This window comes from Pseudomonas sp. GW821-FHT04D07, from assembly GCF_059420225.1.
This window is the reverse complement of the sequence record NZ_JBWKTH010000013.1, coordinates 15,056-35,215: the sequence shown is the minus strand read 5'-3', so window position 1 is coordinate 35,215 and position 20,160 is coordinate 15,056. Positions and strand designations below refer to the sequence as shown.

General features: G+C 62.7%; 19 protein-coding genes and 1 pseudogene. 9 read left to right on the top strand and 11 right to left on the bottom strand.

Going from position 1 to position 20,160, the window contains the following annotated elements:
• Nucleotides 1-81: 81 nt before the first annotated feature.
• From AC07T0_RS16880 to AC07T0_RS16865, 4 genes are all read right to left on the bottom strand, one after another.
• Nucleotides 82-1,155: an ABC transporter ATP-binding protein gene (locus AC07T0_RS16880; RefSeq protein WP_495002272.1), complete on the bottom strand. Its 1,074-nt coding sequence runs from the start codon at nt 1,153-1,155 to the stop codon at nt 82-84.
• Nucleotides 1,152-2,750, bottom strand: coding sequence for an ABC transporter permease (locus tag AC07T0_RS16875; protein ID WP_495002374.1), 1,599 nt, complete (start codon nt 2,748-2,750; stop codon nt 1,152-1,154). Before AC07T0_RS16875 ends, AC07T0_RS16880 begins: the two co-directional genes overlap by 4 nt.
• Nucleotides 2,751-2,765: 15 nt before the next feature.
• Nucleotides 2,766-3,782 (bottom strand): iron ABC transporter substrate-binding protein, encoded by a 1,017-nt coding sequence (locus AC07T0_RS16870; protein WP_495002271.1) that lies wholly within the window; start codon nt 3,780-3,782, stop codon nt 2,766-2,768.
• 241 nt (nt 3,783-4,023) lie between these two features.
• Nucleotides 4,024-5,133, bottom strand: a complete 1,110-nt coding sequence (locus tag AC07T0_RS16865; RefSeq protein ID WP_495002270.1) for an AbrB family transcriptional regulator — start codon at nt 5,131-5,133, stop codon at nt 4,024-4,026.
• 131 nt (nt 5,134-5,264) lie between these two features.
• Here AC07T0_RS16865 and AC07T0_RS16860 point away from each other — a divergent pair, with 131 nt between their 5' ends.
• The 4 genes from AC07T0_RS16860 to AC07T0_RS16845 all read left to right on the top strand — a co-directional run bounded on the left by AC07T0_RS16860 (nt 5,265) and on the right by AC07T0_RS16845 (nt 8,324).
• Nucleotides 5,265-6,167, top strand: a complete 903-nt coding sequence (locus AC07T0_RS16860; RefSeq protein ID WP_495002269.1) for a LysR family transcriptional regulator — start codon at nt 5,265-5,267, stop codon at nt 6,165-6,167.
• 383 nt (nt 6,168-6,550) lie between these two features.
• Nucleotides 6,551-7,750 (top strand): colicin E3/pyocin S6 family cytotoxin, encoded by a 1,200-nt coding sequence (locus AC07T0_RS16855; protein WP_495002268.1) that lies wholly within the window; start codon nt 6,551-6,553, stop codon nt 7,748-7,750.
• An 8-nt stretch (nt 7,751-7,758) separates the two neighbouring features.
• Nucleotides 7,759-7,998: a pyocin S6 family toxin immunity protein gene (locus tag AC07T0_RS16850; protein WP_495002267.1), complete on the top strand. Its 240-nt coding sequence runs from the start codon at nt 7,759-7,761 to the stop codon at nt 7,996-7,998.
• 83 nt (nt 7,999-8,081) lie between these two features.
• A complete protein-coding gene (locus AC07T0_RS16845; protein WP_495002266.1) occupies nt 8,082-8,324 on the top strand; it encodes a pyocin S6 family toxin immunity protein in 243 nt (80 codons plus the stop codon).
• Nucleotides 8,325-8,344: 20 nt separating this feature from the next.
• Here AC07T0_RS16845 and AC07T0_RS16840 read toward each other — a convergent pair whose 3' ends face one another.
• The 7 genes and pseudogenes from AC07T0_RS16840 to AC07T0_RS16810 all read right to left on the bottom strand — a co-directional run bounded on the left by AC07T0_RS16840 (nt 8,345) and on the right by AC07T0_RS16810 (nt 15,745).
• Nucleotides 8,345-8,704: a Na+/H+ antiporter subunit G gene (locus AC07T0_RS16840; protein WP_495002265.1), complete on the bottom strand. Its 360-nt coding sequence runs from the start codon at nt 8,702-8,704 to the stop codon at nt 8,345-8,347.
• Nucleotides 8,701-8,979 carry a K+/H+ antiporter subunit F gene (locus tag AC07T0_RS16835; protein WP_100943305.1) on the bottom strand — a complete coding sequence of 93 codons (279 nt, stop codon included), beginning with the start codon at nt 8,977-8,979 and terminating at the stop codon, nt 8,701-8,703. The genes AC07T0_RS16840 and AC07T0_RS16835 overlap by 4 nt, the downstream gene beginning before the upstream one ends.
• Nucleotides 8,976-9,464: a Na+/H+ antiporter subunit E gene (locus AC07T0_RS16830; RefSeq protein ID WP_495002264.1), complete on the bottom strand. Its 489-nt coding sequence runs from the start codon at nt 9,462-9,464 to the stop codon at nt 8,976-8,978. The genes AC07T0_RS16835 and AC07T0_RS16830 overlap by 4 nt, the downstream gene beginning before the upstream one ends.
• Complete coding sequence (locus tag AC07T0_RS16825) at nt 9,461-11,128, bottom strand: monovalent cation/H+ antiporter subunit D (protein ID WP_495002263.1); 1,668 nt, start codon at nt 11,126-11,128, stop codon at nt 9,461-9,463. The genes AC07T0_RS16830 and AC07T0_RS16825 overlap by 4 nt, the downstream gene beginning before the upstream one ends.
• The gene (locus AC07T0_RS16820) at nt 11,125-11,469 is read right to left on the bottom strand and encodes a Na+/H+ antiporter subunit C (protein ID WP_495002262.1); all 345 of its coding nucleotides are present in this window, start codon (nt 11,467-11,469) and stop codon (nt 11,125-11,127) included. Before AC07T0_RS16820 ends, AC07T0_RS16825 begins: the two co-directional genes overlap by 4 nt.
• On the bottom strand, nt 11,469-14,387 hold the full coding sequence (locus AC07T0_RS16815) for a monovalent cation/H+ antiporter subunit A (protein WP_495002261.1): 2,919 nt from the start codon (nt 14,385-14,387) through the stop codon (nt 11,469-11,471). Before AC07T0_RS16815 ends, AC07T0_RS16820 begins: the two co-directional genes overlap by 1 nt.
• A 279-nt stretch (nt 14,388-14,666) precedes the next feature.
• Nucleotides 14,667-15,745, bottom strand: a pseudogene (locus AC07T0_RS16810) (DMT family transporter).
• Between AC07T0_RS16810 and AC07T0_RS16805 the strand changes: the two are divergent.
• From AC07T0_RS16805 to AC07T0_RS16785, 5 genes are all read left to right on the top strand, one after another.
• Nucleotides 15,704-16,267 (top strand): helix-turn-helix domain-containing protein, encoded by a 564-nt coding sequence (locus AC07T0_RS16805; protein WP_495002260.1) that lies wholly within the window; start codon nt 15,704-15,706, stop codon nt 16,265-16,267. The pseudogene AC07T0_RS16810 and the gene AC07T0_RS16805 sit on opposite strands and share 42 nt — an antisense overlap.
• Before the next feature lie 427 nt (nt 16,268-16,694).
• Nucleotides 16,695-17,897 carry an SfnB family sulfur acquisition oxidoreductase gene (locus AC07T0_RS16800; protein WP_495002259.1) on the top strand — a complete coding sequence of 401 codons (1,203 nt, stop codon included), beginning with the start codon at nt 16,695-16,697 and terminating at the stop codon, nt 17,895-17,897.
• A gap of 9 nt (nt 17,898-17,906) precedes the next feature.
• Nucleotides 17,907-18,362 (top strand): hypothetical protein, encoded by a 456-nt coding sequence (locus AC07T0_RS16795; RefSeq protein WP_495002258.1) that lies wholly within the window; start codon nt 17,907-17,909, stop codon nt 18,360-18,362.
• Nucleotides 18,352-19,749 (top strand): LLM class flavin-dependent oxidoreductase, encoded by a 1,398-nt coding sequence (locus AC07T0_RS16790; protein WP_495002257.1) that lies wholly within the window; start codon nt 18,352-18,354, stop codon nt 19,747-19,749. The genes AC07T0_RS16795 and AC07T0_RS16790 overlap by 11 nt, the downstream gene beginning before the upstream one ends.
• Nucleotides 19,750-19,837: 88 nt before the next feature.
• Nucleotides 19,838-20,160 (top strand): hypothetical protein (locus AC07T0_RS16785; protein ID WP_495002256.1); only part of this gene is annotated, 323 nt, incomplete at its 3' end.

The window sequence follows — 20,160 nt, the reverse complement described above, 5'->3', positions numbered from 1 at the left end:
TAGTCGAGAAGTCACGGGGCCGCTACTGCTCCCGCCGTACGGTTGTCTGTTGACCTCGGTCAAGGTGTCGGTGGTGAACGGCTAGCGGGCGACCTGCCGGCCCAGCACATGGGCGTGGCCGAGGGCCGAGACCAGCACCTCGCTGCCGACCCTCGGCGCGTGCATGCCAGTGCTGCGCACCAGCAACGAACGCTTCTGGCCGTCGGCGGCCCGGGCCTTCAACTCCACCGTCAAGGTGCAGGTATTGCCACCGAAATCGCATTCGGTGACTACGGCCGGGCAGCCGTTGTCGTCCGCTTGTCCCGACACCCGGGTTGCAAGTTGCAACTGTTCGGGGCGCAACATGATTTGTGCCTGGCCGTGGCGGCCCTCGTCGTTGACCGCCAACCGGCCCAGCTCACACTGGGCCCAGCCGTTTTCGATCAGGGCGGGGAGGATCACCGCATCGCCGAGGAACAGCGCGGTGTCTTCATCGTCCGGACGCAGGTACAGGTCCATCGGCGGCCCGGCCTGCACCAGCCGACCCTTGCGCATCACCGCCAACTGATCGGCGAAGGACAGGGCTTCGGCCTGGTCATGGGTGACCAGGATGGTGGTTACCCCGGCCTCGGACAGCAACCGCGCGACCATCTTGCGCATCGACGCTCGCAGCCCGGTGTCGAGGGCGGAAAACGGTTCGTCCAGCAGCATCAACCGTGGGCGTTGCGCCAGAGCGCGGGCCAGTGCCACCCGCTGTTGCTGACCGCCGGAGAGTTCATGGGGCCAGCGTTTGCCCATCTGTGCTTCCAGGGCCACGCTGTCCATCAACTCGGCGACCCGCTGTGGCCGGGAGGCCTTGTCGACAATGCCGAAGGCGATGTTATCGGCCACCGTCATATGCGGAAACAGCGCGCCGTCCTGTGGCACATAGCCGATCAGGCGCTGGTGGGCCGGGACCTGGGTCTGGGCGTCCACCAGCGGCTGGCCGTCGAGGGTGATACGACCGGCATCGGGAAACTCGAAGCCGGCGATCATCCGCAGCAGGGTGGTCTTGCCCGAGCCGGAAGGACCGACGATGGCGGTGCGGCTACCCGTGGAGATCGACAGGTTGATGTCTTCCAGGGCCGCTTGCGAACCGAAGGACTTGTACAGCGCGTTGAGTTCAAGAGCGTTCATCGGCCAGCCGTGCGTTTGGATTGATGATAGAGAAGCCCGGTCAGCGGCAGTGACAGCAGGATCATGAGCAGCGCGTAGGGCGCCGCGCCGGCATAGTCGATTTCACTGGTCATGGCCCAGAAACCGGTGGCCAGGGTGCGCGTGCCGTTAGGCGCGAGCAGCAGAGTGGCGGTCAGTTCGTTGGTAATGGCCAGGAACACCAGCGCGGCCCCGGCGGCGGCCCCGGGCGCGGCGAGGCGCAGGGTGATCGACCAGAGGGCGCGGACCGGTGAGCGACCGAGGCTGCGGGCGATGTTTTCCAGCTCCACCGGCGCCTGGGCGATACCGGCGCGCAAGCTGACCAGGGCGCGAGGCATGAACATCAACAGGTAGGCCAGCAGCACGGTGATCGAGGTTTGGTAGATCGGCCGGGCGAAGTTGATGGTGACCGTGACGAGGGCCAGGGCGACGACAATGCCGGGCAGGGAACTGGTGATGTAGTTGCAGCTTTCCAACAGGCGATGCAGGCGTCCGGGCGAGCGGATCGACAACCAGGCCACGGGCACCGCCGCGCAGGTGGTCAGCAGGGCACCGGCGGCGCCCAGCAGCAACGTCTGTTCCAGGGCCGGGAGCAAGTCGTCCAGTTGCCAGACCTCGCGGCCACCGGCGATCAGCCAGTTGCCCAGGGTAACCAATGGCACGCCGAGGGCGAGCACGCTGCTGATGATCGGAATGCTCAGTGCCAGCAGCGTGGTGCTGCGGTTGAGGCGTACCGTGCGTTGCTGCCGCGCGCTGCCGGAACCGACCCGGGCATAACGGGCCTTGCCCCGGGCGGCCGACTCGACGGTCAACAGGGCCAGGCAGCACAGTGCCAGGATCCCGGCCAGGGTATGCGCCGCCGGGCCGCTGAAGGTCGACTTGAACTGGTCGAAGATCGCCGTGGTGAAGGTGTCGAAGCGGATCATCGCGTAGAGGCCGTATTCGGCCAGCAGGTGCAGGCCCACCAGCAGGGCGCCGCCACAGATCGCCAGGCGCAGTTGCGGCAGGACAATCCGGAAAAACACGGCCCAGGGCTTGAGGCCCAGGGACTCGCCGACATCCTCAATGGCCGGGTCAAGGCGGCGCAGGGTCGCGGCAATCGGCAGGTAGAGAAACGGGAAATAGGCGATTACCGACACCAGCACCCCGGCGAACAGCCCGTGGATCGGTGGTACCAGACTGACCCAGGCGTAGCTGTGGACGAACGCCGGCACCGCCAGCGGCGCGGTGGCCAGCAATGACCAGGCGCGGCGGCCGGGCAGGTCGGTGCGCTCGGTCAGCCAGGCCAGGGCCAATCCCAGCGCCACGCACAGGGGAATGGTGATGACCATCAGCAACAGGGTGTTGGCCAGCAGTTCGGCCACCCGTGGGCGCCAGACCAGCGCTTCAAGGCTGGCCCAGCCGGTTTGCCAGGCAGACAGAACCACGAAGGCGATTGGCAACAAGGCCAGCAGGGACACCAGCACGGACAGCCCGATGATCCAGGCATTGCCCTGGCGCCCGAAGAAGTTTCTGGATCGCTTGCGCGAAAGCGCCGCAGGCGCGTGAGCGACTGCGGCGGGGTCCAGGGGAGAAATGGACTCTGGGATCAATTACAGGATTCCGGCTTGGGTCATCAACTCCACCGCTTTCTTGCTGTCGAGTTTCGAGGCATCAACCTTGGGCGCGTCGAGGTCCTTGAGCGGCACCAGCTTGGCATTGGACTCGGCGCCCACGCCGACGGCGTATTCAAACGAGTTGCCGTTCTTGAGCACGGCCTGGCCGCCTTTGCCGGTGACCCATTTGAGGAAGGCCTGGGCTTCTTCCTGGTGTTTGCTGGACTTGAGCACGCCACCGCCGGAGGTGCTGACAAAGGCGCCCGGGTCCTGGTGCTTGAAGTAGTGCAAGGAGGTGTTCTTGCTGTTTTCGCCAGTCTTGGCCTGGTCGCCGAAGCTGTAGTAGTGGTAGATCACGCCGCTTTCGACTTGCCCGGCATTGACCGCCTTGAGCACCGCGCTGTTGCCGCGATAGATCGAGGCATTGGTTTTCATAGCCTTGAGCCAGTCCAGGGTCGCGGCTTCGCCCTTGAGTTCCAGCACGGCGGCGACGATGGCCTGGAAATCGGCACCGGCCGGCGACACGGCCCAACGGCCTTTCCACTCAGGCGACGCGAGGTCGAGCAGGGACTTGGGCAGTTGCGCTTCGGTCAGTTTGCTCTTGTTGTAGACGAACACGGTGGAGCGGGCGGCGATGCCGACCCAGTTGCCGTGGGCCGGACGGTAGGCCGCACCGACCTGTTCCAGGGTGGTCGGTGCCACCGGGGCGAACAGCTTGGCATTGTCCACCAGGACCATGGCCGGGGAGTTCTCGGTCAGGAACACGTCCGCTGGCGACTTGTCGCCTTCCTGGACAATCTGGTTGCCCATCTCGGTGTCGTCGCCATTGCGCAGGGTCACCTTGATCCCGGTTTCCTTGGTGAAGCCATCGACCCAGGCCTTGGTCAGGCTTTCATGCTGGGCGTTGTAGACCACGATACCGTCGGCGCTCGGGGCGGCGTAGGCGTGGCCGGCGCTGAGCATGGCGGTGGCCAGCAAGGCGGTTTTCAGAAACGAAGGCAGACGGGAAATCATTGTGTGGGAAGCTCCTGCGGTCTTTTGGTAGTCAAGATGGCTGGCGATTTTCGGCGCATTTTCACCCGGTTCGCCGGTCCAGTTAAACAATGGGAATCATTCGCATGTTTGTCTGGGCGGCAATTTAGAGGGTGAAATGAGAAAAAAACGTCAAAACCAGCATGACTCTCAAACAAATCTTAATCAATGTCGTTCGTATTTTGACTAAGGTAACGCCGGAGATTGTGTCACGAATGCTTCGTCATCGGTGAGTCTTGTCGAGCCTGGTGTTTTGTTTGATGGGCACGGAGAAGCGAATCACCAGGCGGACAAAGAACGCCCCGCTAAAGATCACCGCCAGCAGGCGCAAGGTCTGCATCGCCAGGACCAGGCCGACATCCGAGTGGGTATCGACCGCAATGATCGCCATGGTGTCGAGCCCGCCGGGGCTGGTGGCCAGGTAGACCGAGAGGAAGTCCAGGCCCAGCAGCCGCGCCATGACCCAGGCCGAGGCCGCGCACAGGGCGATCAGGCTGACGGCGCCAAGGATCATCGCCGGCAGGCGCTTCCAGACGTACAACACGGTCGGGCGGTCGAAACGCAGGCCGACGTAGCAGCCGATGGCGCCGTAGGCGATCGCCAGCAGCCAGGCGGGCAGGGTGATATGCAGCAGTCCTGAGAGTTGCAAGCTGCCACCGAGCAGCAACGGTACCAGCAAGGCGCCGGCCGGTATCCGCATGCCGAGCACCACGCCAACCACCGCGGTGGCCAGGGTCAGCCCCAGGTTGAACAGGCTGAAGCCGTGCTGTGCCACGTCAGTGGCGTGCAGATCGCTGCCGTTGGCCGGGGCTTCGAGCAGATGGCTGACCAGTGCGCCGATCAGTACCACGCACACCACCCGTACATACTGCATGGTCGCCACGACCCGGGCGTCGGCGCCGAAATCATCGGCCATCGAGACCATGGCCGACGCCGCTCCCGGCGAGGTGCCCCAGGCCGCCGTGCTCGGATGGATGCCGCCGAAGCGCACCATCGCCAGGCCCACCAGGGTACTCAGGCACACGGTCAGGACCGTGGCGACCAGCATCAGGTGCCAGGACTCGCTCATCGCGGTCAGCACCGCCAGGGTCATCGAGTGCGCGGCCAGCAGACCGATGCAGCCCTGGCTCAGGCGGAAGGCTTCCTTGTGCAGGCGGATATGCGCGCCGCTGACCCCGAAGGCGATCGCCACCAGCATCGGGCCGATAAATTGTCCGGCGGGCAGTTCGAGGTACTTGAGCAACTGTCCGCTGCCTCCAGCCAGTAACAGCAGCGCCAGCCATTGGCGCAAGCGCGACCAGGTGGACAGGGAAAACCATGATGATGCCGACAAGAACACTCTCCAAAGCGCTGGGCGCTCCTGTTGCAGGGCGTTGAAAGCGGCGCAGTGGGCAAATTATTGATAGCCTGATTGATCAAGTCTAGTTTCTAATTGTGATGAAACGATAACTTTGGTTGATCAATATGGACCTGCGCGATCTCACCTATTTCGAAACCATCGCCGAGTTGGGCCATCTGGGCCGCGCGGCGCAGAAGCTCAACCGTAGCCAGCCGGCGTTGACCAAGAGTATTCAGCGCTTGGAGGAGTCGTTCGGCACCAAGCTGTTCGAACGCGAGGGCCGGCGGATCAAGCTGACCCCGGTCGGCGAGTTGTTGCAGCAGCGTGGTCGGCAGTTGCAGCAGAGCATTGCCGAGACCCACCGTGAAATCCGCGACTTCGCCAGCGGCGTGTTGGGCAATATCCGCCTGGGCTGTGCGGCGAGCATGGCCGAGTACCTGCTGCCGCAATTGACCACCGCCTTGCTGGAACGGGCGCCGGAGATCACCTTGAGCCTGGCGATCGGCCAGGACGATATGTTGCGCGAGTCCCTGCGTTCCGGGCGGTTGGACATGGTGATCTGCCCGCTGTTCGACGATGATCCGCAGCTGTTGTCGCATCCGTTGTTCGATGATGAGGCGGTGGTGGTTGCCAGCCGCAATCACCCGATCTTCGACGCGCCGATTCGCCTGAGCGAGCTGGGGCGCTTTCGCTGGGTGCTACCGGCCCCTGGGGTGTCGTCGCGGCGCTGGATCGACAATGTGTTTCTCGCCCATGACCTGCCGCTGCCCTCGGTGCAGATCGAGACCAATACGATTTCCCTGCTGCCACGTCTGATCGGCCAGACTCGCTTGCTGAGCTTCCTGGCGCGGGAAACCCTGGAGGATGTGAAGGGCGCGACGCATCTGCGGGAAGTGCGGCTCAAGGAAACCACCATGAAGCGTACCCTGGTGGTTTCCGTGCGGGCCGGCAGTTACTTGTCGCCGGCGGCCCAGACCATGCTTGACCTGCTCAAGCGTGATGGTCGGGTATTTTTCACTGCACGTTGAACGTGTAGGAGCCGGCTTGCTGGCGATAGCGGCGGTGAATGTGACATCGCCATCGCCAGCAAGCAGGCTCCTACAGGTTTCGTGGGCGTTCTTGAGACCCCATTTCCTTAACTGATTGGCGTTGGCGACTAGTCCGATTGTCCCTTGTCCAGTCTGGTCCGAGGGGGTGTTCAGCCTCGACTGACAGAATCTGAAAATAACTTTATCGATATAAGCGGAAAATTTTAAATAAAGCAGGTGATATCCGCACTGTAGGCGGTCTGAAGTAGGACCAATCTGTAAACACTGAAGGGCATTTTGTAAACACTCTTCAGGGGCTTTATCGCCGTGAGAACCTCCTGCATGTTCCTTCGTACTGCAAACCAGTACGAAGGAACATGGGTTTGAAATGGAGCAATGATTTTTTCGAGAAAGGCGAAAAAAAAGACTGCCTCTTCTGTCGGCCCGGCCAGCCATGCTCCTGGTGCAAGGAGCCTGGCTGGCGGACAGAAAGCTGGGGCTGCTTTGGTGGTGTCGAACAGAGAGCCCCCGCCCCGGCACCTCCAGAGATCCCCCTTCAAAAGGAGTCCTGGCCCCAGTCAAAACCACCACAAGGCGTGATCTTTGCCAAGTCCTGTGACCCCGCAAACTGGCGCTGCACGGAGGCGGGCACAGTCACCGAACCTGCCTCCCATTTTGGCAAGGTTATGGTGTCGAAAACCAAGGCGATTCCGGCGGGGGCCGCCGTGCTTGGCGCCACGCTGGGAGCCGATGCGGCGCTGGGTCGAATCGCCGGAGGCGGCATCGTCCAGCAGGGCTTCCGCTGGATGTTGCGCAGCGCCATGGTGGCCGGTGGCGGTGCCACGGTCTTTATCGCCGGCATGCTCCCCGCTCGCATGGGGGACGGCACCCTGTACAGCGACGACGAACTGCGGCAGATGGCGGCTGCGGCTTCCCGTGTACGTTTCCAGTTTCGTCACGACACCGAAGGGGCGTTGCAGCTCTACGGTATTCACACCGGGGCTTCCGGGGATGACAGCGTCCGTATTGTCAAAGCCCAATGGCGGGCCGACGGCCGCACGCTGGAAGCCCATCTGGGCGACGGCATCACCCTGCTCTGGACGCCCAACGGTGGCCCGCTGCTCACCCCCGAACTGACTTTCCCGGAACACACGGATGAGCCGATGGGCAGCATCCTTGTGCATCCCATTGAGGAAGGGGTGGATTCGCAGATCGACGGTTATCCCGTCGCTGACGACGTTACCCTTGGCGACCGGATCATTACGTTCCCGCTCGATTCCGGGTTGAAGTCGATTTATGTGGTGTATTCGAAGCCGTTTGGAGGGGATCATTCTTATCATTTGCCGCCTAAGGGGCTCATCGCATTTCCAGATGCGATTAAAGTAGGTATCAAAACAAAGGTTCAGGGTGGGGGAGCGGCTCGTCGTCGCTGGAAAGATAGTAAGGGCCGAATCTACGAGTGGGACAGCAAGCATGGAGCAGTTGAAATGTATGACAAGCAGGGAAAGCACCTGGGAGAGTTTGATCCTGCTACAGGTGAGCAAACCAAACCAGCCAAACCTGGCCGAAGAGTCGAAAAGTAGGAGTATTTATGTATCTGTGTATTAGTGGTTTTTTACCTGATAGTGCCGATGATGATTCGCTAAAGTTTGAACTTGATCTGGATAGCAGCTTTAACGAGAGAATCATGCGGCTACTTGGTCATGAAAGCCTGAATGCAATGGCAGTGGGTGAATGGCTGCTGTCTAGGGAGCAGCTGGAGCAGATATCCGAACTTACTGGGCAACCGCTTCCGACTCACTTAAAGATGTTCATTGGGCTTGAGCAGTGACGGTTGGAGCGGTACGGGCCCGCACTAGGGTGGTTGCCGGCACGATGATCATCTGACCGGAAAGTGGAAAAGTAGGAGAACTGATGCATCTGAATATAACTGGTTTCTTAACAGATGAGCATGAGGATGATTCGTTGAAATATGATCTCGATGTCGTCCCTGAGTTTGAACAGGCGGTCATGGACGTGTTGGGCTGGAAAAGCCTTGTGGAGGAAAGTGATGGGGAGTTGCCACTTACCCGCCACCAGATCCAACAAATTGCTTCAGTTATCAAGGAGCAGCTCCCCAGCGACCTGGACCTATTTATTGGCGTGGTGAGAGATTAGGCACGCACCCTTCAATTCACTCAGCCCTTGCCCTCGGTACGCCCGCTACTGACTTCCGCGGGCACATCGGCGCCGGCCATGCGCTTGCGGAACAACCCGGTGCGGGCCAGCAGCAGGGTGGTCACCGGTACGGTGATCGACAGCAGGATCGGGATCAGCCAGGCATGGATCACCGGCTCTGATTTGAGCGCCGAAAAGTACAGGATCGAGGCCAGTGCCACGCACCAGGCACCAAGGGTCGAAGCCAGCGCCGGCGGGTGCATGCGCTGGAAGAAGTCCTTCATGCGCAACAAACCGATGGCGCCGCACAGGGCGAGCAGGCTGGCGGCCAGCAGCAGCAGGGCCACCGGAATTTCGATCCAGAGCGATACCGCGTTCATTCGATCACCTCGCCGCGCAGAAGGAATTTGGCCAGGGCAAACGAACCGACAAAGCCGAACAGGGCAATCAGCAGCGCCGCTTCGAAGTAGGTGTCACTGGCGTAGCGAATGCCCAGCACCAACATCATCAGCATGGCAATCAGGTAAAGGTAATCCAAGGCCAGGACCCGGTCCTGGGCCGACGGGCCCTTGAACAGCCGGACCACGGTCAGGACCAGGGCCACGCTGAAGATAAACAGGCTCAGCAGGATCGCATTGGCGAGCAGTGCGCTCATTCGAAGATCTCCATCAGAGGACGTTCGTAAGTCGCCTTGAAGTGCTGGATAAAAGCGCTTTCGTCATCCAGGTCGAAGACGTGCAGCAGCAGGACGCTGCGGTCCAGGGCCAGCTCCGACCAGACGGTGCCGGGAACCACCGTGCAGATCATCGACAGCACCGCCAGGCCGTTGGCATCGCGCAGGTCCAGGGGCACCTTGACGAAGGCCGAACGCGGTGCGCGGCGTCCAGCATTGAGCACGCCCCAGGCGACGGCGAGGTTGGACAGCACCACGTCCGCCCCGACCCGCAGCAACAGGCGCAGCATGACCCCGGGGCGACGGATACGGATCGGCCGCGGGCGCAACGGCGCCATCATCACCGGGGCGAAAACCGCGAGGGCCGCACCCAGCAGCAGGTTGCCCGGGCTGATCGACAGGTTCAGCACCAGCCACAGCAACCACAGCGCCAGGGACAGCCAGGGCGCGGGGAACAGGCGCTTCATGGCTGCACCTCCACGGCGGCACTCGGGTTCGGCACCGGACGGGTGGCCTGCACGGCGCTGATGTATTGCCCTGGATTGTCGAGGGACTCAGCCGCAGCCCGGGTGTAGCGCAGCAGCGGCTCGGCCTTGACCGTCAGCAGGATGCACAGGCCCAGCAAGGCGACGATGGGCAGGTATTCGAAACGCCGCAGTGCCGGTGACGGACGCTCCTGGGGTGTCCAGAAACGCGCGATACCCATCCGCGAGAAAGCCAGCAGCGAAGCGAGTCCGGACAGCACCAGCAAGGCCAGCAGGGCCCAGGCCGCCGGGGAGATCGGCGCATCGATGCCCAGCCCTAGCGGATTGAGCAGGGCGCTGAGCAAGCTCAGCTTGCCGATAAAGCCGGACAGCGGCGGCATGCCGATAATCAGCAGGGCGCAGGCGATAAAACTCAAACCGAGGAAGGCCATGGTCCAGGGGATGACCTGGCCGACCACGGCTTTCTGTTCATCGTCCAGGTTGGTGCCGGGCCGTGGGTGCAAAGACTCCAGCGAGCGTGGCAGCGGGTCGATGTCCTCGTCCAGCGGCAGTTCGTTGGCCGAGCGCGAGCGTTCGATCAGTTCGGCCAGGAGGAACAGCGCACTCAAGGCCAGGGTCGAGCTGACCAGGTAGAACAGCGCGCCGGCCGTGAGGTTCGGCTGGGCGAAACCGATGGCCGAAAGCAGGATGCCCGCCGACACCAGGATGCTCAGGCTGGCCATGCGCTCCAGGCGTTGGGCGGCGAGGATGGCCACGGCGGCGCAGGCGATGGTCGCCATGCCGCCGTAGATCAGCCAGTCGCCACCGAAATGCGCCGAGGCGCCGGCCTCGCCGGAGAACAGCAGGGTCCACAAGCGCAGCAGGGTATAGACCCCGACCTTGGTCATGATCGCGAACATCGCCGCCACCGGGGCGCTGGCCGAGGAGTAGGCGGGCACCAGCCAGAAGTTCAGCGGCCACATCCCGGCCTTGGCCAGGAAGGCCACGGCGAGAATCGCCGCGCCGGCATGCAGCAGGCCGCGATCGGCTTCCGGTACCAGCGGGATCTTCAGGGCCAGGTCGGCCATGTTCAGGGTCCCGGCAACGCCATAGATCAGCGCCGCGCCGATCAGGAACAGCGACGAGGCCAACAGGTTGATCGCGATGTAATGCAAGCCCGCCGACACCCGCGAGCGCCCCGAGCCGTGCAGGACCAGGCCGTAGGACGCCGCCAGCAACACCTCGAAGAACACGAACAGGTTGAACAGGTCGGCGGTCAGGAAGGCACCGTACAGGCCCATCAACTGGATCTGGAACAAGGCGTGGAAGCTGGCGCCGGCACGGTCCCAGCGGGCCATGGCGAACAGCAGCGCGCTGACGCCGATGATCCCGGTCAGGACCAGCATCAACGCCGAGAGACGGTCGACCACCAGCACGATGCCGAACGGCACCTGCCAGTTGCTTGGCAGGTAGACGCCGATGGAGCCGGTTTCGCCGGCCTGGGTGCCGATCAGCAAGAGCACCGAGATACCCAGGCCGATCAGGCTCGAGACCAGATTGAGTCGGGCCTTGAGCGGTCGGTGTTTCTCGCCGAGCATCAGCATCAGCGCTGCCGTGAGCAGCGGCAACAGGATCGGGGCGATGATCAGGTGTGACATCGGGTTCATTCCTTGGGCTCCCGACCATCGACATGGTCGGTGCCGGTCAGGCCGCGCGAGGCCAGCAGCACCACCAGGAACAGCGCGGTCATGGCGAAGCTGATGACAATGGCGGTGAGCACCAGGGCCTGGGGCAGCGGATCGGTGTAGTGGAGCAAGTCCTGGGGCACGCCGTCCTTGACCATCGGCTCCTTGCCGATAAACAGGCTGCCCATGCTGAAGATAAACAGGTTGACCCCGTAGGACAGCAGGCACAGGCCCATTACCACCTGAAAGGTCCGCGGGCGCAGCACCAACCAGACCCCGGAAGCAACGAGCACGCCGATGGCAATTGCAATGACTTCTTCCATCAGGCGGCTCCTGGCTTGGCTTGGGCGCCGAGTTGCTGGCTCGGCCGATGGGCGCGGACCGATTGGTGCGCCAGGGCGGTGAGGATCAGCAGGGTCGAACCGACCACCACCGCGTACACGCCGATATCGAAGAACAACGCGCTGGCGATATGGACGTCGCCCAGCAGCGGCAGATGCAGGTGCGCGGTGTGGGTGGTCAGGAATGGATAGCCGAAGGCCATCGCCGCAAGGCCGGTGACCGTGGCGAACAGCAGGCCGGTGCCCATCCAGCGTAACGGCCGCAGGCTCATCTGCGCCTCGACCCATTGGGTGCCGGCAACCATGTATTGCAGGATAAACGCCACCGACATCACCAGCCCGGCGACAAAACCACCGCCTGGTTGGTTGTGCCCGCGCATGAACAGGTACATCGAGACCACGAAGGCGATCGGCAGCAGCAGGCGCACCAGCACCGCCGGCACCATCATGAAACCGAGGGCGGTGTCGCTGGCGCTGCGCGGGTTGACCAGGTCGGTGACCACGTCCGGGGCCAGTTGGCGCTGCTGGTTAGGCAGCTCCAGGCTTTCCTTCGGTGGACGGAAACGCCGCAGCAGAGCGAACACCGTCAGGGCGGTGGCCACCAGCACGGTGATTTCACCGAGGGTATCGAAGCCGCGGAAGTCCACCAGCATCACGTTCACCACGTTGCTGCCACCGCCTTCGGGCAGGGCGCGGCTGAGGTAGAACGAGGAGATATCGTTGGGCGTCTGGCGGGTCAGCATGGCGTAGGACAACAGCGCCATGCCGCCGCCGACAGCGACCGACAGCAGCAGGTCGCGCAGGCGGCGAATCCGCGCCTTGCGCAGGCTGCTCGGCAAGGGCGAGACCTCTTCGATACGCCGCGGCAGCCAGCGCAGGCCCAGCAGGATCAGTACCGTGGTCACCACTTCCACCACCAACTGGGTCAGGGCCAGGTCCGGCGCGGAGAACCAGACAAAGGTGATGCAGGTCATCAGGCCGCAGACGCTGACCATGATCATGGCCGCCAGCCGGTGGTACTTGGCTTGCCAGGCAGCGCCCAGGGCGCAGGCGATGGCCAGCAGCCAGAGGGTGACGAAGACGATGGAACCGGCGATCTTCGGCCGTTCGCCCCAGGACAGGCTGCTGTGCCACATCGGAATCAGGCCGCCGACCACCGCCGCCAGCACCAGCAGAAACAACTGGGTTTGCAGGCGCTGGGTGCTGACCCGGCGTTCGATGCGCCGGGCATAGCGCATGATCAGCACCAGGCTGCGTTCGAACAGGCGCTTGCCGTTGAGGCGACCGATCAGTGGCGGACGACTGAAACGGCCACGCTTGAGTTGTTTGCGTAACAACAGGTAGAGCAGCACGCCGCCGGACATGGCGATCAGGCTCATGATCATCGGCGCGTTGAGGCCGTGCCAGATCGCCAGGCTGTACTCGGGCAGGGTCCCGCCGACCACCGGCAGGGCCGCGGTGGCGAGGATCGAGCCGACCACCTGGGCCGGGAAGATCCCCACCAGCAGGCAGGTGAACACCAGCAGCTCCACCGGCGCGCGCATCCAGCGCGGTGGTTCATGGGGTGCGTGGGGCAGGTCGGTGGCCTTGGGGCCGAAGAACACATCGACAGTAAAGCGCAGCGAATAGGCGACGCTGAAGGTGCCGGCAAGGGTGGCGATGACCGGCAGGGCCATTTCGACCCAGGCGCTGGAATTGATGAACACCGTTTCGGCGAAGAACATTTCCTTGGACAGGAAGCCGTTGAGCAGCGGCACCCCGGCCATGGAGGCGCTGGCGACCATCGCCAGGGTCGCGGTGAACGGGATCAGCTTGATCAGGCCGCTGAGCTTGCGGATATCGCGGGTGCCGCTTTCGTGGTCGATGATGCCAGCGGCCATGAACAGCGAGGCCTTGAAGGTGGCGTGGTTGAGGATGTGGAACACCGCGGCCACGGCGGCCAGCGGGCTGTTCAGGCCCAGCAGCAGGGTGATCAGGCCCAGGTGGCTGATGGTGGAGTAGGCCAGCAGGCCCTTGAGGTCGTTCTGGAACATGGCGCAGTAGGCGCCGAGCAGCAGGGTCGCGGCGCCGGCGCCGCCGACGATCCAGAACCACTCATCGCTGCCGGAGAGCGACGGCCACAGTCGCGCCAGGAGAAACACCCCGGCCTTGACCATGGTCGCCGAGTGCAGGTAGGCCGAGACCGGGGTCGGCGCGGCCATGGCGTGGGGCAGCCAGAAGTGGAAGGGGAACTGTGCGCTCTTGCTCAGGGCGCCGATCAGGATCAGCGGCAGCAGGATCGGATACAGGGCGTGGGCGCGGATTTTATCGCCAGCCGCCAGCACGGTGTCCAGGTCATAGCCGCCGACCACATGGCCGAGAATCAAGACCCCCGCCAGCAGGCACAGGCCGCCGGCGCCGGTCACCGTCAGCGCCATATAGGCGCCACGGCGGGCGTCGCTGCGGTGATGCCAGTAGCCGATCAGCAGGAAGGAGAACAGGCTGGTCAGTTCCCAGAAGAACACGATCTGGATCAGGTTGCCGGACAGCACCAGGCCGAGCATGGCGCCCATAAAGGCCAGGAAAAACGCGAAGAAGCGCGGCACCGGGTCTTCCGGCGACATGTAGTAGCGGGCGTACAACGACACCAGGGTGCCGATGCCCAGCACCAGCATCGAGAACAGCCAGGCAAAGCCGTCCAGGCGCAGGACGAAGTTCAGGCCGAGGCTGGGCAACCAGTCGATGGTCTGGTGAATCACGCCGCCATGGGCGATCTGCGGGTAGAGCAGTGCCATCTGCAGGGTGCCAACCAGGGCGATAACACCGGCGAGGATGGATTCGCTGTTGCGTGCGTTATGCGGCAGCACGGCCGCCAGGCAACTGCCGATAAAAGGCAAAAGCAGTAGAACTATCAAGGACATAGGCTTCTAATCTGCAGGAGTTTGCCAAAGATCATACGTGGCGCACCGGGGATCACCAACCCAGAACCTGTGGCAGAATCCTACAAGGTAGGTGGTAAATGGCTGATATGCCTGTTTGTAGGGGGCAGTGAGGGGATGTGTTGTTTGAGCGGACGCTTTCGCGGGCAAGCTCCGCTCCCACAGGTTTTGTGTCGTTCACAAAAATCGAGCGCACCCCCATCCTTTGTGGGCGCGGAGCTTGTCGGGACGCCGCATCGCCGCGAAGAACGATAGCGCGGTCTAAGGGTTGTTCGGATCCAGGCCTTCGGCTTCTGTGGTTTCTTCGATCGCCTCGGCCCGCTGCTTGCCCTTGGTCTTCAACTCGCTGACGATCACCGCCGCCACGATCAACGCCGCCCCCAACAACGCAATCCCCGGCAGGCGCTCACCCGCCACACGCCCGGCAATTCCCGCCCAGACCGGCTCTCCGGCATAGATCAAGGTGGCGCGGGTCGGCGACACACTCTTCTGCGCCCAGTTCATCGCCACCTGGATCGCCGCGCTGGCGGCGCCGAGGCCGACCGCGCTGGCCAGCAGCAGCCAGGAAAACTCCGGCAGTGCTTCCTGGGTCGGCACGATCATCAGAAATGCCAGGATCGACGCCGTGCCCAACTGCACCACGGTCACCCGCCGCACATCGACCTTGCCGGCATAGTTGCTGATCAGAATGATCTCGGCGGCAATCGCGATGGCGCTGATCACCGTGGCGATTTCCCCGGAGCTGAAGTTCAGCTTCGCGCCGTTGGGCCCGGACAACAGCATCAAACCGGTAAAGGCCAGCATGATCCCGATACTCGGCATCAGCCCCGGACGCTTGCCCAGCACCAACCATTGCAGCAGCGGCACGAAGGGCACGTACAACGCGGTGATAAACGCCGACTGGCTGCTGGGAATACTTTGCAGACCCACGGTTTGCAGGCCGTAGCCGAGCATGATCGCGGTGCCGATAAGGAACCCCGCCTTCAGTTCGAAAGCGGTGATGCCGCGCAGGCTGCGGGCCGAGAACAGTGCGACGATGCTCGCCGCCGCGGCAAAGCGCAGGCCGACGAAGAACATCGGGCCGCTGACGGTCATGGCGTTCTGCACCAGCAGGAAGGTGCCGCCCCAGACCATGGTGATCAGGATCAGCACGCACTCGGCCTTGCTGAACCGCAGGGTCGAGGCAAACGAGGTGTTGGAGTTCGCCGCAGTCATGGCCTTGCACACTCTCCGGGTGAGACGCACAATGCGCCGAAGCTGGGCAGTATACTGCGCAAACCAACCAAGTGAGCAATATAGTGCACAAAGAAACTTCGCAACGGGCTTCGGTGCTGCAGCATGTCAGTTTGAACGTGCGTCGCCTGCGCCATGAGGCTCAGTTGAGTCAGACCGCGTTGTCGGAAAAGTCCGGGGTCAGCCGCCGTATGCTGGTGGCGATCGAGGCGGGGGAAAAGAATGTCAGCCTGACCACGTTGGACCGAGTGGCCGAGGCGTTGGGTGTGGCTTTCAGCGACCTGATTCAGGCACCGGATGTCCGCGACCCGAGTCGGATCAACGAGGTGGCCTGGGCCGGGGTGATTCCGGGGAGCAAGGCGGTGTTGCTGGCCAAGGCCATGGCGAACCGCGAAGTGGAGCTCTGGGAGTGGCGCCTGGAACCGGGCGAGCGGTACGACTCGGAGCCGGACTACGACGGCTGGAGCGAGCAGATCTACGTCTTCGAAGGTTGCCTGACGGTGATGCTTGGGGAACAGCCCCGACTGGTAGCCGCAGGGGAGTTCTTCATGTTTCCCAGCAACCAGCCCCATGGTTATCGCAACGATGGCGAAGTGGCGACGCGCTTTATCCGTAATGTGGTGTTGTAGGGGGAAGCTTGCTTGTGATGAGATCCGGAAGTCTTGCTTCGACTGGTCGGGCGCTATCGCCAGCAAGCCGGTTCCCACAGAAAATCGGTGTTCCAACACATGGGTATCGTCGTGCCCAGATCCCTTGTAGGAACCTGGCTTGCCAGCGAATAGGTCCTTGAGACCGCCAAAAGCTTCGCGGGTAAGCCCTGCTCCTACAGGTTCGCGGTGTTACCAGGTTTCCATTTCCATCTCTGGCGGGCATGGGAAAAGCCCCTTCCGAGTGTTGCCAGGGCAACAGTGTCTGGACAATTTGCTGTTTTATAGCTGTGATCTATTCTAGGTTTTTTAATTAACTATCTGAAAAATATAGTTTTTATTTTTAGGCACGACTCCTGCTATGTCCTTGTCATGCGTTTTGCATTTTCAAGGACTCGGGAGTCGGTCTATGACAACTGTCGCCAAACCTGCCTACACCGCCCATATCATTCGCTCGGATGAAGAGGCCATTGCCACCGCCAGAACCCTCGCCGCGCATTTTGCCGTCGAAGCCGGTGTACGTGACCGCGAGCGGCGCCTGCCCGCCGCCGAACTCGACGAATTCGCCGCCAGTGGCCTGTGGGGTATCACCGTTCCCAAAGCCTACGGCGGTGCCGGGGTTTCCTATGTGACGGTGGCGCAAGTCATCAAGATCATTTCCGCCGCCGACTCGTCCCTCGGCCAGATCCCGCAGAACCATCTGGGTGTGCTGGATATCCTCTTGCAAACCGCCAGCGAGGAACAAAAGCAGCACTATTTCGCCAAGGTGCTGCAAGGCTATCGCTTCGGCAATGCGTTTTCCGAAGCCAAGAGCAAGAACGCCGGCACCTTCGACACCCGCATCCGTTTCGACGGCGACACGGCCCATATCGACGGTGAAAAGTTCTACTGCACCGGCGCCTTGTTCGCCCATCTCATCCCGGTGGTCGGCCTTGATGAGACCGGTAATGCGCAGATCGCTTTTGTCGAGCAGGGCGCCCCGGGCCTGACCATCGTCGACAACTGGGATGGCTTCGGCCAGCGCACCACCGCCAGCGGCAATGCCTTGTTCAACGATGTGAAGGTGCCGCGCAGCAGCGTGATTCCGGCCCACAAGGCCTTCGACCTGGCCACCGCCAACGGCCCGATCTCCCAGATTATCCAGGCAGCCGTCGACACCGGCATTGCCGTCGGCGCCCTTGAAGACGCCAAGCGTCATGCCCGTCAAGCGCGGCCGTGGATCGACAGTCAGCAGGAATATGGCTGGCAGGATCCCTTCACCCAGGCGGCTATCGGCGATCTGGAATGGCGGGTGCATGGCACCGAAGCGATCCTGGAAAAAGCCGGTCTGGCGGTTGACCACGCTCTGGCGCAACCCAGCGAAGACAGCGTCGCCCTGGCCTCCGTGGTGGTGGCCGAGGCCAAGGTGCTGTCCGCCGAAATCGCGCTGCTGGTCAGCAGCAAGCTCTTCGAACTGGCCGGTACCCGTTCGGTGCTGGCCAGGCACAACCTCGATCGCCATTGGCGCAACGCCCGCACCCACACCCTGCATGACCCGGCGCGCTGGAAATATCACCTGATCGGCAACTACCTGCTCAACGGCATCAAGCCGGCCCGGCATGCCTGGAACTAGGAGCCCACGATGAACGCATTGACTCATCCCGCCAGCCACCAGCCCGCCCTGGCACGAGTGGCAAGCGACCTGCACAAGGCCCACCAATCCCTGCAACGGACCCTTGGCGTCGTACGCGCCCATGCCCAACTGGTCGCCGATCACCAGGTCATCGGCAAGTTCGGCGACCTGCAGATTCGCATCGACGTGGCGGCGGCGCTGCTGGAGCGTGCTGAACGTATTGCCGTCGGCACCCAGGACGAGGTCGAAAAGACCATCGCGGTCGCCGAAGCCAGTATCGCCATTGCTGAAGCCCTGGCCCAGGTCGGCCAGGTCGAACTGGAGCTGACCGGCCAACGCCCCAAGTGGCCGCCCAGCCATGATCCGCTTGAGGATCCGCTGCATCTCAAATACCGATTGATCGGTGACTTGCGCCTCAACGGCGTGGTTCCGCCGAGTGCCAGGAGTGCTGTCGATGTCCCGTGAAATCCGCCTCAATGCCTTCGACATGAACTGCGTCGGCCACCAGTCGCCCGGGCTGTGGGCCCATCCACGGGACCGTTCCTGGCAGTACAAGGACCTGGAGTACTGGACCGACCTGGCGAAGACTCTTGAGCGGGGCAAGTTCGACGGCCTGTTTATCGCCGATGTGTTGGGGATCTATGACGTCTACAACGGCAATGGCGACGCGGCCATTCGCCAGGCGGCCCAGGTGCCGGTGAACGATCCGTTGCAGTTGATCCCGCCCATGGCGCTGGTGACCGAGCACCTGGGCTTCGGCCTCACGGCTTCGCTGTCCTTCGAGCACCCGTATCCCTTTGCCCGGCGTCTTTCCACCCTGGACCACCTGACCAAGGGCCGCGCCGGTTGGAACATCGTCACTTCGTACCTGGAAAGCGGTGCGAAGAATCTTGGCCAACGCGCCCAAACCGAACATGACGCCCGTTACGACTATGCCGAGGAGTATCTGGAGGTCTGCTACAAACTCTGGGAAGGCAGCTGGGAAGACGGCGCGATCCTGCGTGACCGGGCGCGCAAGGTGTTCAGCGACCCGAGCAAGATTCACCAGATCCAGCATGTCGGCAAACACTTCCAGGTGCCGGGCATCCACCTGTGTGAACCGTCGCCGCAACGCACGCCGGTTCTGTATCAGGCCGGTGCGTCCAGCCGTGGCAAGCAGTTCGCCGCCGAGCATGCCGAGTGCGTGTTTGTTGCCGTGCCGTCCAAGGTGTTGCTGAAAAAGGTCGTGGCCGATATCCGCCGGCGCGCGGCGGAGGCAGGTCGGGACCCGCGGAGCATCCTGATCTTCAACCTCCAGACCGTGATCCTCGGCGAGACCGACGCCAAGGCCAAGGCCAAGTTCGAGGAATACAAATCCTACGTCAGCTACGAGGGCGCCATGGCGCTGATCTCGGGCTGGACCGGGATCGACTTCAGCCAGTTCAAACCCGATGAGCCGTTGCAGCATGTGCACACCAACGCCATCCAGTCGGCGGTGGAGACCTTTTCCACGGCGGATCCGAACCGGATCTGGACACCCAATGAGCTGGCTGACTGGGTCGGGATCGGTGGGTTTGGACCGTTGTTTGTCGGCAGCCCGGAAACCGTGGCGGATCTGTTGCAGGAGTGGGTCGAGGAGACTGATGTCGACGGTTTCAACCTGGCCTATGCGCTGACCCACGAGACCTTTGTCGACGCGGTGGAGCTGTTGGTGCCGGAGCTGCAGAAGCGCGGCGTGTACAAGACCGAATACGCCCCGGGGACCTTGCGCGAGAAGCTGTTCGGCGCGGGGCCGAAGCTGGCGGATATCCATCCGGGGGCGGGGTATCGGGATCTGGTGGGGTTGCGGGAGAAGAGCCTGCGTTCGGCCTGATACCGAGTGGGGCAGGGGCTCATGTGGCGATCTTCGGGCCCCTTCGCGGGCAAGCTCCGCTCCCACAAGGTTCGAGTTGCCCCGGCCAGTGCGCACGACACAAAACCTGTGGGAAAGGTTTGAGTTGCCCTGGCCAAAGCGCACGACACAAAACCTGTGGGAAAGGTTTGAGTTGCCCCGGCCAGTGTGCACGACACAAAACCTGTGGGAAATGTTTGAGTTGCCCTGGCCAGTGCGCACGACACAAAACCTGTGGGAAAGGTTTGAGTTGCCCTGGCCAGTGCGCACGACACAAAACCTGTGGGAAATGTTCGAGTTGCCCTGGCCAGTGCGCACGACACAAAACCTGTGGGAAATGTTTGAGTTGCCCTGGCCAGTGCGCACGACACAAAACCTGTGGGAAAGGTTTGA